This is a genomic window from Mesorhizobium sp. (genome assembly GCF_041661565.1).
GTDB lineage: Bacteria > Pseudomonadota > Alphaproteobacteria > Rhizobiales > Rhizobiaceae > Mesorhizobium.
In genome coordinates, this window is the sequence record NZ_JBAZUD010000069.1 from 10,317 (window position 1) to 26,542 (window position 16,226).

Below are 16,226 nucleotides of genomic sequence, written 5' to 3' on the forward strand. Positions count from 1 at the left end.
CGACTCCTCGGGCGACTTGATCCGATCCCGTATACGCGGACAAGCGGCGATGGGAAGCCGTCTAGTCTAGAACGTGATCTTCACTGAAGCAGCGCTGCGTGTGTGGGGGCCGTGATAAACGGCCTCGATGTTGTTGCCGTCGGGATCGAGCAGGAACGCGGCGTAGTAGCCGGGATGATAGGACCTTTCACCCGGCGCGCCATTGTCGCTGCCGCCGCCGGCCAGCCCGGCCTTGTGGAAGGCATCGACCATGGCGCGGTCCCTGGCCTGGAAGGCAAGATGATGACGGCCGGTGAGCTGTCCGAGGGCCGCCTGGCTGTCGGCGCTGGAGACGAACAGTTCGTCGCACCAGAAGTAATCTTCCGACTCGCCGCCGATCGGCACATCGAGCGCCCGCAGCACCGCCTCGTAGAAACGCCGGCTGGCGGGAAGGTCCTTCACCACCAGATGGATGTGGTCGATGAGCCGGCCGCGATGCAGTTCCTGGGTTTCCATACGGAGCCCTCCTCGCAAGGCTGCGAGTTTAGGCATGCATGGTGTGCCGTCAATGCGCCAGGAGGCCCATGCCGCAGGCTGCTGACAGACCTTGCCTCGCCCCGCATCCTGTGGGGAACGTCAGGCGCCGCTTTTGCCGATCTCAAGAACAAAGAGCCCGCCGGAGGGGGCCGGCGGGCCTTTGGAAAGCCAATCAGAGGGCTTTCGGTTGTCTGCGGGGGTCAGACGCCGAACAAACGCCGGTATGCCCGATAGGTTCCCTGCGATAGTGGAACTTTCCGCGTCAAGCCAAGTTTCCTGGCTCGGACGGGAGACATGCATTGGACGTTTTTCAAGAGCTCGAAAGGCTGCTCGACAGCGCCGGCGTCGACGACGTCGGGGCGGCAAGCGCCTTGACCCGCGGTCTGAAAGGCCGGTCGGGACCGGTCCAGGTGGCCGTCGACGAATTCATGCTGGACTTCCTGACGCTGGTCTTCGTCATCGAGAGCGGCGAGAGCGCTTTCGAGAAACCGGCACGCGAGCTGGCGCGGACCAGGCTCTCCAATCTGCAGCAAATGATGAGCGTGGCGGCTTGAGCAAGCCTCCTTCAGGGCCTCATCCCTCCAGCAGCGACGCCAACCTTGGAATGCCTTCTGTCACCGCACGGCGGTCGGCGAGCGTGAAGGACAGCCGCAGCGTGTTGCGCCCGGTTCCATCGGCGAAAAAGGCGCTGCCGGGCACGAAGGCGACGCGGGCCTCCTTCACCGAGCGAGCCAGCAATTCGGTCGCGTCGAACCCTTCCGGCAGCGTCACCCAGAGGAACATGCCGCCTTCCGGCCGGCTCCAGGTCACGCCATCGGGCATGGTCGCCTCGAGCGCGGTAAGCAGGCCGTCGCGGCGCTCGCGATAGGCGCCGATCAACTTTTCCACCTGGGCGTCGAACACGGATTCGGCCACGCGGTGCATCACCACCTGGTTGATCGACGGGCTGTGCAGGTCGGAAGCCTGTTTTATCAGCACCAGCTTTTCCACCACATGGCGTGGCGCGCAGACCCAGCCGACGCGCATGCCCGGCGACACGATCTTGGAGAACGAGCCGCAATAGAGCGTGCGCGCCTTTTCGATCCCGCCGGAACGGGCGCAGTCGAGTGCCAGGATCGGTGGCTCACCCCCGCCATCATAGCGAAGCGCGCGGTAGGCGGCATCCTCGATGACGGCGATGTCGAGCTCGCCGGCAAGATCGAGCACCGCCTCGCGCTGCTGGCGGTTCAGGGTCTCGCCGGTCGGGTTGGCGAAGTCTGGCACCAGATAGGCGAACTTGACCTTGCCGCCATTCGAAGCGGCGGCCGCGCGATACGCATCGGGCGTCATGTTGCCGCCTTCCGGCCGCAGCCGGTCGTAGCGCGGCTCATAGGCGTTGAAGGCCTGCAACGCGCCGAGATAGGTCGGCCAGGTCACCAGCGCCGTGTCGCCCGGCGACAGGAACAGCTTGCCGAGGTAATCCAGCGCCTGCTGCGAGCCGGAGGTGATGAAAATGTTGCCTTCGTCGCAGGCGACGCCGAGCTTGCCCATCTGCCCGGCCAGCCAGCGCCGCAACGGCAGATAGCCTTCCGAAACCTGGTACTGCAGCGCCGCGCCCGCCCCGCTGCCGCCCAGCACATCGGCATAGGCATCGCGGATGGCTTCCGCCGGAAACAGCGCCGGATCGGGAATGCCGCCGGCGAACGAGATGATGTCCGGCTGGTCGAGCAGCTTCAGCAGCTCGCGGATTTCGGAGGCTTTCATCCGCGACGAGCGCGAAGCCAGCAAATTCATAACGGTCACGACACGCCTCCCCAGACGTTCTCTGTAGGTCGACCATTCTTTATATAGGTCAGCCTAGCTGACCTATATCCGCTTTGCCAGCCGATTTGCATAGGGCCTGGGGGTGTCGGGGTATAAGCCAGTCGCCGCTGGAGCGGAACGCCTACAAGCTCTTCTTGTAGCCAAGATGGCTGCCGGTGAAGCCGAGGCGTTCATAGAAACGGTGCGCGTCGGCCCGGCTCTTGTCGGTGGTGAGCTGCACAAGATTGCAGCCCCGCGCCCGACACTGAACGATCGCCCAGTCGATCATCCGCTGTCCGATCCCGCCTGAGCGCCGATGGCTGGCGACCCGCACCGCCTCGATCTGCCCGCGCCAGGCGCCCTTGTGCGACAGGCCGGCAAGAAAGCTGATCTGCAAGGTGCCGATCACCTCACCGCCCTCCACGGCCACGGCCAGTAGCTGGTTGGGATCGGCATCGATGGCGTCGAAGGCATCGAGGTAGCCCTGCGCCAACGGCAAAGAGGCGTCCTCGCGCGCGGCGCCAAGCGGATCGTCGGCCAGCATGGCGACGATGGCAGGCAGGTCAGCGGCTTGCGCCTTGCGGAAGGTGATCATGACGCCGGGATATCGCGAGGCGGTGATGGCGGCAACGTTTCTGTTGCGACACATCCGCCTGCAGACCTCAATTGCTCCGTGCGATAAACGCGGCCGCGCGCGCCACATGGGTGTCTCGGTGCGTGCGGGCTGCCAGTGCCAGCCATTCGCGCGCCACCGCGTCCGCCGTCCCTGGCCGGTTCAGCTTAAGGTTGATGTCCACCTGGCTTGCCAGGATCTCCACCTGCAATCCGGCATAAGAGTCGGTGTCGCGCATGCAGCGCCGGCGCGCCTCGACCAGCCATTCCATGGCCGGCTCGAACGCGTCTTCCGCGGCATAAGTCAGTGCCAGCGCGCGGGCGACGGCCCCTTCCCAGCAGGGGTCGTTCATCTGGCAGCTCAGCGCGAAGGCTTCCTCCAGCCCGGGGCGCAGCGCCTCCGGGCGCGCCTGCTGGCGGGTACGGGATTCGCTCAGCACCGCCACCGGCCACGGCCGGAACGATATCCAGCGTTGTTCCTCGACCAGCGCCAGGCAATCCGCCAGCCAGCGGTCGGCCTCCTCGAGCCGGTCCGCGGTGAGCAGACCCCAGCCGCCCAATCCCAGCGACCATATCTCGCGGCGGCGGTTGCCGGCCGAACGGGCATGCTCCAGCGACAGGCCGTAATGGTCCAACCCCTCGCCAATCCGGCCCCAGTCGACCAGGTTGAAGCCCATGACGGCATGGATGCCCGCCAGATTTTCGCCGCCACCCGCCAGGTCCAGCGCCTGCGCCAGATAGGTCGCGGCCGATGGCCGGCGTCCGGCCAGCGCCTCGACATAGCCGAGCTCGCGAAATCCCGCCGAAGCGATTGGCTGGCTGCCGGCCTGGCGCGCCAGCTCCGTGCTCCGGCGCAGCAGCACCGAACCTTCGTCGTCATAGCCCCTCACCGAATGAACAAGCGCCGAGCCCAGCTCGAACATGGCGCGCGCCGTCAGATGCGCGTCCTTGAGCATCTCGGCATCGCGCACGGCGCGGCGCAGGCAATCGATCCCGGCTTCCACCGCGCCCGCCGAAAGCGCGGCGAGGCCCGACTGCATCAGGGACGAGACGAAGGCCTGGCGGGAAATGCCGCTCGGCGGCGACGAAATGGTCCGGCGCGCGGCACTCCGCAACGCGCTCGACGGCTTTTCCCCGAACTCCGCCACGAACACCGCCTCCGTCGCCTCGACATGGTCGAGCGCCGCCTGATAGCGGCCGGCCAGTGCCAGGCTCTTCACCAGCAATATATGCGCGCTTTCGTCGTAGGGGCTGCGCCGCACGCCGAGCTCGGCCAGCCGCGTCGCACGCCCATGGTCCTCGACCGCCATGGCCCGGATGGTTTCCTGGCGGATGCGGGCCTCGACGATGCCGGCGATGCGCTCGCGCTCGACCAACAGCCAGGTCGCGAATTCCGGGCTGCAGCGCGGCTCCAGAGTGCCGAGCAGCGGACCGGCGGCCTCGATGTCGAAAGCGTCATGGTCCAGCCGCAGCACGTCGATGTCGACAGTGTCGGCAAAGCGTCCCTCCACCGGATCGCCGGTCAGGCAGTCGGAAGCATTGAGCGCCTTGCGCAGCGAGGCCAGGCACCAGCGCAGCGAACCCAGCGGATCGACGGTCTCGGGAAACAACTCCGCCGCCAGTGTCCGACGGTCGAGCGGCGCGCGCGCCAGAAGAACACGGGCCAGCAGCGCCCAGGACTGATGCCCGCGCACCGGTTGGCTTCGCCCATCCGCATCGAGAATGGCCGGATCGCCAAGAAGCCTGATCGTACCGCCCAATCTTTCAACCATTTGCGCCTGCCCGTCTTCGCGAATGACCTGCGCCATCACCGTGGGACGAAGCGTGTGACCGCCAGCGCACCGCGTTTTGGCGCGCGGCACGCCGGGTCCAACGTCGATCGGATTTATCGGGCCGTCAACCAACAACGGAGACCGACAATGCCAACTTTCATCATCGAACGCGAAATCGCCGGCGCCGACAGGCTGAGCGCCAGCGAGCTCAAGGAAATCTCGGCCAGGTCCAACGAAGTCGTTGCCGGGCTTGGCGTGCCCTACAAATGGATCACATCCTATGTCGCCGGCGACAAGATCTACTGCGTGCACGAGGCCGAGAGCGCCGATGTGATCGAGCGGCATGCCCGCGAGGCCGGCTTTCCCGCCAACAAGGTGACGCTGCTCGCGGCCTCTATCGGCCCCATGACCGCCGACGCCTGATCAGTCGCCGGGCCTGGCCATGCGCCAGTCCCGGCGTCTTCCGACATTATCGCCAAACGCGGGAACCGATCATGACCACTACGTTGCGCGCCATGCTGGCCGGTATCGGCCGCGGCTGGCGCCACCGGCGCGACCGCCGTCACCTCGCGGCGATGCCTGACTTCATGCTCAAGGACATCGGCATCAGCCGTTGCGACATCGAGCGTGTCACGACCCATGGCGAGATAGGGCGCCTGGACGCCGTCTCAGTCTAGCGCGACGATCCCGCAGGCGAGCGGCGATCAATCTCCACCATCCGCCGGTCTAGACTTGCCGCACTGCGCCAGCACCTTGCCGACCGCCGCGCTCGAGCCCTTCAGCGGAAAACTGATCTCCCCATATTTGGCGGCGCTGACCGACAAATTGCCTTTGCCGCGCAGCAGGTCGAGCAACGGATCGGCCTTCGCCAGGTCGGCCACGAAGTAATTGTACATTTCCTCCAGCCGTAGCGTCTTGGTGACAGTCTTGCCGTCGGCCTTGAAGTCGAAGGAGCCGCTGTCATCGGGCTCCCCGTGCCCGCCGGCCGCGCCGAGGTCGTAGCTCAGCACCGGATTGTCGAAACAGGTCAGCATCAGATACGCATCGCCCTTCGGCCCGCCGCAGACCGAGGCGGTCAACACCTTGCCGCCCTCGTCTTCCTCCATCTTCGCATTCCAGCCGTTGCAAGACGCGGCAACCGACGGCCGCGTCGCCAGCAACACCGCCACGGCACCGGCGGCGATAAGGTGTTTCGCTCTCATGACTTCCCTTCCGTCATTTGCAGGACCCATCTGCAGTCTATAGAAAAACGGCCGGGATGGCATTGCCCTGTCGGGCAAGATCGGCCCCTGTCTTTCGCGGAGAGTTGTATTGAGACGCTGCGTTCGCCTGTTTCTCCTGGTGACTGCCCTGCTGGCCTTGCCGCTTTCGGCCCACGCCGAGTGGAAGCCGGTCGAGCAGGTCGAGCCCTACGCCATTTCAGGCCGGTCCGGACAGGAGCTCTATCGCTCGATCGGCGAAAAGGGGCCGCTGATCCGCGGCGCCAGGACGCGCACCATCGCCTACACCAATTTCAAGCTGACGTGGAGCGGGCGCGCCTATAGGCCAAGGGGCAAGGACTGCGTGGTGGCGTCGGGCAAGCCGAAGCTCGTCATCACCTACACTTTGCCGAGGCCTTCCGGTCCATTGCCGGCCGCGGTCCAGAAGAGCTGGGACAGCTTTATCGCCGGCGTCACGGAGCACGAGCAGGTGCACGGGGCCACCATGATCCGGATGGTCCACGACATCGAGGCGGCGATAGACGGTCTTACGATTGCCGACGATCCCGGATGCACCAAGGCCAGGGCCGAGGTGGTCGCGCGGCTTGACGCCATCTCGAAGGCGCGGGTGCTAGCCAGCCGGGATTTCGACCGCGTCGAATTCGGCCAGGACGGCAATCTGCTTAAGCTCGCCTTTGCCCTGGTGACCGGGCCTTGACCCGGTCCGCCGCGCCTTTGCGACGCGGCGGCGAGTTCTGACCTGCGCTACCTCGTCAGATCGAGCGCCGCACTCAGATCCCCCATCGCCGGCTGGCCATTGTCGCGCAGCGCCTGGTCGCGGGCGACGATGCCTTGCAGCACCGGCAGGTCGTAGCGCGCGGTGATGAAGCGCAGGATCGATGTCGTGTCGTATTGCGTATGGTCGACCGTGCCCGCCTTCGCGTAAGGCGAGACGATGATGGCCGGGATGCGGTTGCCCGGTCCCCAGCGATCGGCCTTCGGCGGCGCCACATGGTCCCAGAAGCCGCCATTCTCGTCATAGGTGACGACGACCAGCATGTGGCTCCATTGCGGGCTCTTCTCCAGATGCGCCACGACATCGGCCAGGTGATCGTCGCCGCTCGCCACATCGGCATAGCCGCCATGCTCGTTGAGATTGCCCTGCGGCTTGTAGAAGCTCACCGCCGGCAGCTTGCCGTCGTCGACGGCCTTGATGAACTCGGTGCCGCCCAGGCCGCCATCCCTGAGATGCTCGGTCCGCGCTGCCGTGCCGGGCGCATAGGCGGCAAAATAGTTGAACGGCTGGTGGTGGAACTGGAAGTTCGGCACCGGCGTCGCGTTCTTGCCGTCGAGCGTGGCCTGCCAGGCGCCGGCATACCAGGCCCAGCCGACGCCCTTCAGAGACAGCAGGTCGCCGATGGTGATCTCGTGCTGCGGCGGCAGCGTCGTCGGCTGCATCGCGTCGGCCAGGGCCTTGTCGCCGCCCTCGGCCGGCTTGTTGGCGCTCGGCTGGTAGGGCGGCTGCATGGTGTTGACGGCATGGAAGTCCGGCGTGATGGCGCCGTCATTGACGAATTTCGGCACGCCGCCCAGTGCCGAGGCCGGCGAATTGTCGGCCGGTTTCAGCGTCGTGCCATCGGCCTCGACCACGGCGACAAGCCCCTTGGCCGGGCTGGTGTCGGCGTTGGGATAGACCGGCGCGCAGGCGCAGGCGAGCATGAAATGGTTGAGGAAGGAGCCGCCGAAGGCGCCCTGGAAGAAATTGTCGGCCAGCACGTATTTCTTCGCCACCGCCCACATCGGCAGCACCGAGCCGTCGTAATGGCCCATCACCAGGCCGCCCGAATCGGCCCAGGCGACGAACTTGTCGTTCTTGCCGCCATCGATCTGCATCTGCTCCTCATAGAAGCGATGCCAGAGGTCGCGCGTGATGACCGAGGTCTTCTCGTTGAAGCCGTTGGGATCGTCGATGGCGAAGCTGGCATTGGCGAGATGCGCCGATTGGGCCTCGGTCACGGGTGGCGTGACGCCCTTGGCGGTCAGCCCGCCCCAGGCCGGCGGCAGCTCGGCAAGCGGCGTGCCGTCGCGGTCGAGCTGGCGCGCCTGCTCGGGCGAGACATTGGCCAGCCCGTTGGCGCCGGGGAAGCCGCCATAGAGATTATCGAAACTGCGGTTCTCGGCATAGATGACGACGACGGTGTCGATCTTGTCGTAGCCGGGCGGTGCCGCCTGCACGGCGGTGGCCGCCGACGCCAGCGCCGTGGAAGCGAGGCAGAGCGAGAGAAAGGACCTGGACATGGGGATGCCTCGTGGCTGGGGGATGGCTGGAGGAACATCCCGACGCTAGGGCCGCCGCTTGTCAGCTTTGTGACAGACCGGGTCACCGGATGGGCTGGCGGGACAGCACCCCCCTCTGGCCTGCCGGCCATCTCCCCCGCAAGTGGGGAGATCGGCAGCTTCCGACACAGCGCCTCTCAAATCTTAGTGATTGGCGAATGCAGGGCCACATCCAATCTCCCCCCTTGCGGGGGAGATGTCCGGCAGGACAGAGGGGGGTGTGAAGGATCGCGACCCATCCGCACCAAGCCACCGCCACGCAGTCATCAATCCGTAGCAATCCAGGCCTCAGATTGGCTGACCAGAAAGCAGGCCAACCGACATGCCAGCCGCACAATGGAAAAAGCGCGCCATCGTCGCAGCGATGCTCGCCATCGCCGCGATCTCCTGCGCCACCGTCGTCGGCGCCGGAACCGCCAGCGTCCACCCCGACCCGCTGTCGCGCGCCGATGCCTTCGCCCGCGCCGAGGCGCTCACGGCGCTTGGCAAAAAAATGTTCTTCGACCCCGCTCTCTCGGCCTCGGGCAGGCAGGCCTGCTCGTCCTGCCATGACCCGCGCCACGCCTTCGGCCCGGCCTCGGCGGCGCCGGTCGAGATGGGCGGGCCGAACCTCGACCGGCCGGGCGTGCGAGCCGTGCCGTCGCTGCGCTACCTGCAGGCGGCGCCCGCCTTCACCGAGCATTTCCACGATTCCGAGGATGAGGGCGACGAGAGCGTCGACAATGGCCCGACCGGCGGCCTGACCTGGGACGGCCGCGTCGACCGTGGCCGCGACCAGGCCAGGATCCCTCTGCTCTCGCCCTTCGAGATGGCCAACAAGGACGAAGCCGCCGTCACTGCGGCCTTGCGCAAATCCGTCTATGCCGGGGACTTCAAGGCCGCCTTCGGCGACGCCGTCTTCGATCATCCCGGCGACGCCTTCGACGCCGCGGTCGAGGCGCTCGGCACGTATGAGCAGAGCGCGCCCGACTTCTACCCCTACTCCAGCCGCTACGATGCCTTCCTCGCCGGCAAGGCGACACTGTCCGCGCAGGAGTTGCGCGGCCGCGCGCTGTTCGAGGACGAGGCCAAGGGCAATTGCGCCAGCTGCCACCTGAGCGAGCCCGCCAATGACGGCGAGCCGCCGCAATTCACCGATTTCGGCCTGATCGCCATCGCCGTGCCGCGCAATGCGGCGATCCCCGCCAATGCCGACCCCACCCATGTCGATCTCGGCCTGTGCGGCCCGCTGCGCACCGATTTTCGTGCACGAGCCGACTATTGCGGCCTGTTCAAGACGCCGACGCTGCGCAACGTCGCCCTGCGCAAGAGCTTCTTCCACAATGGCAGGTTTCACACGCTGCGCGACGCCGTGGCCTTCTACGCCAGCCGCGATACGGATCCCGGCCGCTGGTACCCCCGGAACGCCGACGGCACGATCAGGAAATATGACGACCTGCCAAAGGCTTACTGGGCGAACTTGAATCAGGATCCCCCCTTCGACGGCAAGAAATCCGGCGACAAGCCGGCGCTCAACGATGCCGAGATCAACGACATCGTTGCGTTCCTGCAGACGCTGACCGATGCGGATCAGCGCTGACGCCCTTGCCTTCTCGCCTTGCGGACTGTGTGATTGGCGTGGCAGCCCCAGGCCTGATTGCCAGGTGGTTCCCCCAATCCGTCGCTGCTGCGCAGCGCCACCTTTCCCCCCTCCGGAGGGAAAGGAAGGGAGCGTAACTGGACGAGCGCTGACGGCAAAAAGCCTGGCGCCTTTCCTCTACCCCGTCGAGTGGGGGAGAGGTGTCGAGCGAAGCTCGACGGAGTGGGGGTCGACCAGCGCGGCAAAGCGAAAGCCCCGCCGCCCTGCCCTCACAGCGCCCGGATAACGCCCCCATCCACCCGGATGTTCTGGCCGGTGATATACCCCGCCCCTTCGGAAGCCAGGAACGCAATCGTCGCGGCGATCTCCTCGCTGGTGCCGTAGCGCTGCATCGGCACGTTCTCGCGGCGCTCCTCGGTGGCCGGCAGGCTGTCGATCCAGCCGGGCAGCACATTGTTCATGCGCACATTGTCGGCGGCGTAGGTATTGGCGAAGATCTTGGTGTAGGCGGCCAGCCCGGCGCGGAACACGGCCGAGGTCGGGAACATCGCGCTCGGCTCGGCCACCCAGGCGGTCGAGATGTTGATGATGGCGCCGCCCTTCTGCTTGATCATGTGGGGCGCGACGATGCGAACCGGCCTGACGACGTTGAGCAGGTAGACATCCATGCCGGTATGCCACTGCTCGTCGGTGATTTCCAGGATCGGCGCGCGTGGCCCGTGGCCGCCGCTGTTGACCAGCACGTCGATGCGGCCAAAGCGCTCCAGCGTCAGGTCGACCAAGCGCTGCAGATCCTCGTTCGACTGGTTGGAGCCGGTGACGCCGAGCCCGCCCAATTCCCTGGCCAGCGCCTCGCCCTTACCCGACGACGACAGGATGGCGACCTTGAACCCGTCCGCCGCCAGACGTTTCGCAGCCGCCGCGCCCATGCCGCTGCCGCCGGCGACGATGATGGCTGTCTTTTCTATGCTCATTGGTTTTCCTCGTCAGTTGGGAACGCTGCGGTCTCGACGGTCCTATAGCCGGTTTCTCCGCCGGTTCGAACCGGAAAGACTGAAGGATCCGCCAGGCAACCACGCCGGGCGCCGGCATCGGACAAGCCTGAGCGAGGCCCTACCCCTCCACCGTCTCCAACTCGCTGAGCAGCGTGCCCTCCATGTCGGGCTCCTCGCCAGAGCAGATGCACAGCATCTCGGCATCGCCTTCGCCGACCGACAGATAGGCGTGGCCCATGGTCGAATCGATGTAGACGCTCTCGCCCTGTTTCAGCCGCACCGGGGCATACTGGTCGGTGTGGAGTTCGATCTCGCCCTTGAGCACGATCAGGAATTCCTCCCCGGCATGTTTGGTCAGCGGCCCGAATTCTTCCGGCGTGCGGGCGCGCGCATAGGCGTGGATCGGCACCATGCGCTTGCGCACCAGGTCGGTGGCCAGGTAGCGATAGTCGTAGTTGCGGGTCAGCTGGCGCAGCGTGTTGGAGGGTGACGTCACCGAGCGGCGGGTGCGCGCCGCCGGCTGCTTGCTGGAACCGCTGAGCAGCTCCGTCACATGAATGCCGAGACCCTCGCAGATCTGCAGCAGCTTGTCATAACCCAGCGACATCTGGTCGTTCTCGACCTTGGAGAGCGTCGAAACCGCGACGCCGGTCAGCGTGCTGACCTCCTGCAGGGTCCAGCCATGCGTCTTCCTGAGGCCCCGCAAACAGTCTCCGAGGTTCGGTTGCTCCGACATCGTCAGCTCCCTGGCACGGCGATCCGCACGCCAGCCTCCTAGGTAGTCGAACTCCAGGCCGCTATCAACAACACCAACGGTTTTCTTATACGCGAAACATTGACTGGATAGGAAATTATTTTTACTACTGCCGGATGCCTTCGGATTCCCCCCAAAAGATCATCGTCATCGGCGGCGGCATTGCCGGCCTCTCGCTGGCGGCCGCCGCGCAGCAATGGGCCGAAGTCACCGTCCTGGAGCGCGAGCCGCATCTCGGCTACCACGCCAGCGGCCGCTCGGCGGCGCTGTTTTCGGAGACCTATGGCAATGCGGCGGTGCGCGCGCTGTCGCTGGCCAGCCGGCAGGCGATCATCGATGGCGGCTTCGCCTCCCACCGGCGTGGCGCGCTGCATGTCGGCGGCGTGGCCGACAGCGACGCCATCGACCGCATGGCCGCCGAGATGCAGGCGCTGGTGCCCAGCGTGCGCCGCGTATCCCCGGCGGAGGTCAACGCGCTGGTGCCGGTCATCCCCGCCGAAACGACCTGCGGCGGCGTCCATGAACCGGGCGCGCTGGATGTCGACACGGCCAGCATGCTGGCCGCCTCGGCCGCGGCGCTGAAGGCAGCCGGCGGCACCATCCGCACCGGCGCGGAGGTGCACGCGATTTCCCGGACCCAGGGCGGCTTCGACGTCACCACCGGTGCCGGGACCCACCATGCCGACATCGTCGTCAACGCCGCCGGCGCCTGGGTCGATGTCGTGGCCGGGCTGGCCGGGCTGCCGGGCCTGGGCTTCCGCCCCAAGCGGCGCACGGCCTTCCTGTTCGACCCGCCCGCCGGCATGGATGTCGGCGCGTGGCCGCTGGTGGTCGACCTGCACGAACAGTTCTACTTCAAGCCCGACGCCGGCAGGCTGATCGGCTCGCTGGCCGACGAGACCGATTCCGAGCCCTGCGATGCCTATCCCGAGGACATCGACGTCGCCATCGCGGTCGACCGCATCGAGCAGGCGACATCGCTGCGCATCGGCCGTCCGTCGACGCCCTGGGCGGGCCTTCGCACCTTCGCGCCGGACCGCACCCCGGTCATCGGCTTCGATCCGCGCCTGCCCGGCTTCTTCTGGCTCGGCGGCCAGGGCGGCTACGGCTTCCAGGTGTCGTTGACGCTGGCTCGGCTCGGCTCGGCCCTGATGCGCGGCGAGCCCCTGCCCGACGACCTCGCGGCGCTCGGCATCACCGCCGCGGCACTCGCTCCCGACCGATTGATCGCCTCCAAGGCAACGCCATGAACGTCACCCGCCCGCCGCTCCTCCAACCCTTACAGGAATGTTTGCGATGAAACCCATGCGCGCAGTGTTCGCCTCGACCCTTCTGGCCTCGTCCCTGCTTCTGGCAAGCCAGGCTTCCGCCAAGACCCTGGTCTATTGCTCGGAAGCCAATCCCGAGACGTTCAACCCGGCGATCGGCATCGCCGATTCCACCATGGACGCCGCCGCCAAGACGATCTTCAACCGGCTGGTCGAGTTCAAGCCGGGCACCACCGAGGTCGGCCCGGCACTGGCGGAGAGCTGGGATGTGTCGCCCGACGGCAAGACCTACACCTTCCATCTCAGGCACGGCGTGAAGTTCCAGTCGAACGAGCATTTCACGCCGTCGCGCGAGTTCAACGCCGACGACGTGCTCTACACCTTCGACCGCCAGCGCGACGCCAACAACCCCTACCACAAGCTCGGCGGCGGCAATTACGAGTACTTCAATGCGCTCGGCATGGGCACGCTGATCGACAAGATCGACAAGGTCGACGACTACACCGTGCGCTTCACGCTGACCGCGGCCAACGTCACCTTCCTGCCCGGCATCGCGCTCGACTATCTCTCGATCCTGTCGCTGGAGCAGACCGAGAAGATGGTCGCCGCCGGCACCCCGGAACTGATCGATTCCGCTCCGGTCGGCACCGGCCCGTTCATCCTGCAGGCCTATGTGCCCGACAGCCAGGTCCGCTACGCCGCCAACAAGGACTATTGGCGCGGCGCGCCCAAGATCGACACGCTGGTCTTCGCCGTCACGCCGGAGCCCACCGCCCGCGTCGAGCGCCTGAAGGCCAATGAGTGCCAGGTCGCCGCGCCACCGCCGCCAAGCGCCGTCGCCGGCCTGCGGACCGATCCCGACATCACCGTGCTCGATCTCAAGGGCCAGAACATCGGCATCCTCGGCTTCAATGTCGAGCACAAGCCGCTGGGCGACGTGCGCGTGCGCATGGCGCTGGCCAAGGCCGTCGACCGCAAGGCGATCGTCGATGCCGTCTACGCCGGCGCCGGCACGGTGGCCGGCAGCGTCGTGCCGCCGGCGCAGCTCGGCGCCGTCACCGATGCCGGCATCGACTACGACCCCGACGGCGCGAAGAAGCTGCTCAAGGAGGCCGGCCATGAAAGCGGCCTCAAGGTCAGCCTCTGGGCGATGCCGGTGTCGCGTCCGTATAATCCCAATGCCAAGCGCATGGCCGAGATGATCCAGGCCGACTGGGCCAAGGTCGGCGTCCAGGCCGAGATCGTCAGCTTCGAATGGGGCGAGTATCTCAAGCGCACGGCAGCGGGCGAGCAGGACGCCTATCTGCTCGGCGGCAGCAGCGACAATGGCGACCCCGACAACATGCTGAGCTATCTCCTGTCCTGCGATGGCGTGAAGGGCGGCTCCAACCGCTCGCGCTGGTGCGACAAGGATTTCGAGAAGCTGCTGCAGGACGGCCGCATCACCGCCGACCTCAAGCAGCGCGCCGACATCTATGCCAAGGCGCAGGCGATCCTCAAGGTCGAGGTGCCGGTGGCGCCGATCGCCCATTCCATGGTGGCCATCCCGATCCGCAAGAGCGTGCTCAACTACGTGCTCGACCCGTTCGGCCGGCAGAATTTCGCCGCCGTCGATATGGCGGAATAGGACGCGATCTCCCCTTCTCCCCTTGCGGGAGAAGGTGGCCGAGCGAAGCTCGGTCGGATGAGGGGTGTTCCAGCTTGGCACCGACTGCATTCCGGCCAACACCCCTCATCCGTCTCGGCGCTGCGCGCCGATCCACCTTCTCCCACAGGGGGAGAAGGAAGAAAGGTGAACCATGCCAAAAGACCTCAACACCCTCCTCGACACCTACCTCGCCGATGGCGCGGTTGGTGCGTCGCTTGCCTACTCGACAGGCGCCACACCTATCGCCGTCACCGCCGGCCTCGCCGACCGCGAGAGCGGCGTCCCGGTCACGCCCGACCGGCTGTTCAAGATCGGCAGCTGCACCAAGACCTTCGTCGCCGCCGCCCTGGTCAAGCTCGCCGAGACCGGCAAGCTCGATCTCGGCGCGCCCATCGCCTCCTGGTTTCCGGACCTGCCGGGCGCCAAGGACATTTCGGTGCGCCAGCTGATCAACCATCGCAACGGCCTGCCGGAATTCGAATATTACATCCCGATGGACGCGGACCGGCAGTGGACGCCGCAGCAGCTGGTCGACGTCGCCTTTGCCTCCGACAAGCAGAAGGCGCCGGGCGGGCCTGCCGTCTACAACAACACCGGCTATGTGCTGGCCGGCATGGTCATCGAGGCCGTCTCCGGCCAGTCGCTGGGCGGCTATGTCCGTAGCGCGATCCTCGAGCCGCTCGGCCTGGAGAACACCTGGTCGCCGGCGACGGAAACGTTTCCGCAGAGCGCGATGGTGCGCGGTTACTACCACCGGCCGCCGCCGGCCACTAACGCCTCCACCGACATCGCCTCGGGCGGCGAGATGTGGCGCATGGAAGGCGTCCTGCCCTATTCCGACGACCTGCAGGATTCGTCCGACCTGTTCCCCTCCAGCGGCGCCTATGGCTGCGGCGACATGGTGTCGACGCCATCCGACATGGTGCTTTTCATGCGCGGATTGTTTTCCGGCCAATTGTTGTCGCCGCCCTTCTTCGCCGAGATGTTCGACGGCCGCGTGCCGGTCAGCTTCCCCGGCACCCGCATGCGCGAAACAGGCGCCGGCATGTTCAACAGCACCTATGGCGGCCGCGCCTTCTACGGCCACCAGGGCAGCATTCCCGGCTACGTCGCGGTCATGCAGCACGATCCGGTTTCCGGCCTGACCATCGCCATGACCAGCAATGTCGGCTCCGGCAACCGGCTGTCCTTCCAGGCAAGCGGACTGCACCCGGTGGTCGACCAGGCGATCGAGATCATCTTGGGGCCAAGCAAGTAATCGCGTTGGTCCGTCGTCGCCCGGCTCTTATGCCGCGCGCTCGCCGGTCCGCGCGGGACTAAGCCGAGGATGTGCCACCGGGCGGGGCGCGAAACAGCGCCACCGCGGCGGCGACGAGCGCCGCATTGTCCTTCGCCACTGTCCCGTCGGCGAGCGTCTTGCCGTCCTCCAGCCCGACCCGCGTCGACCAGCGCTTTCGATGCGCCAGTTCGACAAACGGCCAGACCGTGGCGTCGGAACCATGCAGCAGGATCGGGCGCCGCACTTCGGCGCGTTCGAGCACGGCGGCGACGCCCTGCGCCTCGTCAAGGGCCGCCGACAGGTCCTGGATGTCGATCTCGATCAGGATGCGCAGCACCCTTCTGTGGCCGGCGAGCGCCACGAAGCGCTCGGCATCGGCGACGCTGGCAAGCCCCGCCTCGATGCCGATGGTGCGCAGGCGCAGAAGCTCCATCACCGCGGGCGCGTCGGCTTCCGACAGGTTGACCGAGGCGTAGTCGGGCGGT

Annotated in this window: 17 protein-coding genes; 8 read left to right on the forward strand and 9 right to left on the reverse strand. The window is 66.5% G+C overall.

The annotated features are described in order from the left end of the window. Nucleotides 1–66: 66 nt before the first annotated feature. Nucleotides 67–495, reverse strand: a complete 429-nt coding sequence (locus tag WC739_RS14035; RefSeq protein WP_372953636.1) for a VOC family protein — start codon at nt 493–495, stop codon at nt 67–69. Between the two features lie 320 nt (nt 496–815). Here WC739_RS14035 and WC739_RS14040 point away from each other — a divergent pair, with 320 nt between their 5' ends. Next, nucleotides 816–1,070, forward strand: coding sequence for a hypothetical protein (locus WC739_RS14040; protein ID WP_372953637.1), 255 nt, complete (start codon nt 816–818; stop codon nt 1,068–1,070). Between the two features lie 19 nt (nt 1,071–1,089). Here the strand turns inward: WC739_RS14040 and WC739_RS14045 are convergent, their stop codons facing one another. The 3 genes from WC739_RS14045 to WC739_RS14055 form a co-directional block, all read right to left on the reverse strand. Next, on the reverse strand, nt 1,090–2,289 hold the full coding sequence (locus tag WC739_RS14045; protein WP_372953650.1) for a PLP-dependent aminotransferase family protein: 1,200 nt from the start codon (nt 2,287–2,289) through the stop codon (nt 1,090–1,092). Nucleotides 2,290–2,440: 151 nt separating this feature from the next. After that, nucleotides 2,441–2,893, reverse strand: a complete 453-nt coding sequence (locus tag WC739_RS14050) for an N-acetyltransferase family protein (protein ID WP_372953651.1) — start codon at nt 2,891–2,893, stop codon at nt 2,441–2,443. Nucleotides 2,894–2,960: 67 nt separating this feature from the next. Then, nucleotides 2,961–4,682, reverse strand: coding sequence for a BTAD domain-containing putative transcriptional regulator (locus tag WC739_RS14055; protein ID WP_372953638.1), 1,722 nt, complete (start codon nt 4,680–4,682; stop codon nt 2,961–2,963). A gap of 147 nt (nt 4,683–4,829) precedes the next feature. On the opposite strand from WC739_RS14055, the gene WC739_RS14060 reads away from it, so the two are divergent. Beyond that, the gene (locus WC739_RS14060) at nt 4,830–5,105 is read left to right on the forward strand and encodes a DUF4242 domain-containing protein (RefSeq protein ID WP_372953639.1); all 276 of its coding nucleotides are present in this window, start codon (nt 4,830–4,832) and stop codon (nt 5,103–5,105) included. 71 nt (nt 5,106–5,176) lie between these two features. Next, nucleotides 5,177–5,359 carry a DUF1127 domain-containing protein gene (locus WC739_RS14065; RefSeq protein WP_372953640.1) on the forward strand — a complete coding sequence of 61 codons (183 nt, stop codon included), beginning with the start codon at nt 5,177–5,179 and terminating at the stop codon, nt 5,357–5,359. Nucleotides 5,360–5,386: 27 nt separating this feature from the next. On the opposite strand, the gene WC739_RS14070 is transcribed toward WC739_RS14065, so the two are convergent. After that, on the reverse strand, nt 5,387–5,884 hold the full coding sequence (locus WC739_RS14070) for a hypothetical protein (protein WP_372953641.1): 498 nt from the start codon (nt 5,882–5,884) through the stop codon (nt 5,387–5,389). A 109-nt stretch (nt 5,885–5,993) separates the two neighbouring features. Between WC739_RS14070 and WC739_RS14075 the strand changes: the two genes are divergently transcribed. After that, nucleotides 5,994–6,599 carry a DUF922 domain-containing Zn-dependent protease gene (locus tag WC739_RS14075; RefSeq protein ID WP_372953642.1) on the forward strand — a complete coding sequence of 202 codons (606 nt, stop codon included), beginning with the start codon at nt 5,994–5,996 and terminating at the stop codon, nt 6,597–6,599. A gap of 47 nt (nt 6,600–6,646) precedes the next feature. Here WC739_RS14075 and WC739_RS14080 read toward each other — a convergent pair whose 3' ends face one another. Continuing rightward, nucleotides 6,647–8,179, reverse strand: a complete 1,533-nt coding sequence (locus tag WC739_RS14080) for an acid phosphatase (RefSeq protein WP_372953643.1) — start codon at nt 8,177–8,179, stop codon at nt 6,647–6,649. A gap of 403 nt (nt 8,180–8,582) precedes the next feature. Here WC739_RS14080 and WC739_RS14085 point away from each other — a divergent pair, with 403 nt between their 5' ends. Beyond that, complete coding sequence (locus WC739_RS14085; RefSeq protein WP_372953652.1) at nt 8,583–9,797, forward strand: cytochrome-c peroxidase; 1,215 nt, start codon at nt 8,583–8,585, stop codon at nt 9,795–9,797. A 269-nt stretch (nt 9,798–10,066) separates the two neighbouring features. Here the strand turns inward: WC739_RS14085 and WC739_RS14090 are convergent, their stop codons facing one another. Then, a complete protein-coding gene (locus WC739_RS14090; RefSeq protein WP_372953644.1) occupies nt 10,067–10,771 on the reverse strand; it encodes an SDR family oxidoreductase in 705 nt (234 codons plus the stop codon). A 139-nt stretch (nt 10,772–10,910) separates the two neighbouring features. Next, nucleotides 10,911–11,528 (reverse strand): helix-turn-helix domain-containing protein, encoded by a 618-nt coding sequence (locus WC739_RS14095; protein WP_372953645.1) that lies wholly within the window; start codon nt 11,526–11,528, stop codon nt 10,911–10,913. Between the two features lie 134 nt (nt 11,529–11,662). Here WC739_RS14095 and WC739_RS14100 point away from each other — a divergent pair, with 134 nt between their 5' ends. The 3 genes from WC739_RS14100 (at nt 11,663) to WC739_RS14110 (ending at nt 15,720) form a co-directional block, all read left to right on the forward strand. Next, on the forward strand, nt 11,663–12,796 hold the full coding sequence (locus WC739_RS14100; protein ID WP_372953646.1) for an NAD(P)/FAD-dependent oxidoreductase: 1,134 nt from the start codon (nt 11,663–11,665) through the stop codon (nt 12,794–12,796). 46 nt (nt 12,797–12,842) lie between these two features. Next, a complete protein-coding gene (locus tag WC739_RS14105; protein ID WP_372953647.1) occupies nt 12,843–14,441 on the forward strand; it encodes an ABC transporter substrate-binding protein in 1,599 nt (532 codons plus the stop codon). A gap of 172 nt (nt 14,442–14,613) precedes the next feature. Then, a complete protein-coding gene (locus WC739_RS14110; RefSeq protein WP_372953648.1) occupies nt 14,614–15,720 on the forward strand; it encodes a serine hydrolase domain-containing protein in 1,107 nt (368 codons plus the stop codon). Nucleotides 15,721–15,778: 58 nt separating this feature from the next. Here WC739_RS14110 and WC739_RS14115 read toward each other — a convergent pair. Further along, nucleotides 15,779–16,226 (reverse strand): 3-keto-5-aminohexanoate cleavage protein (locus WC739_RS14115; RefSeq protein WP_372953649.1); only part of this gene is annotated, 448 nt, incomplete at its 5' end.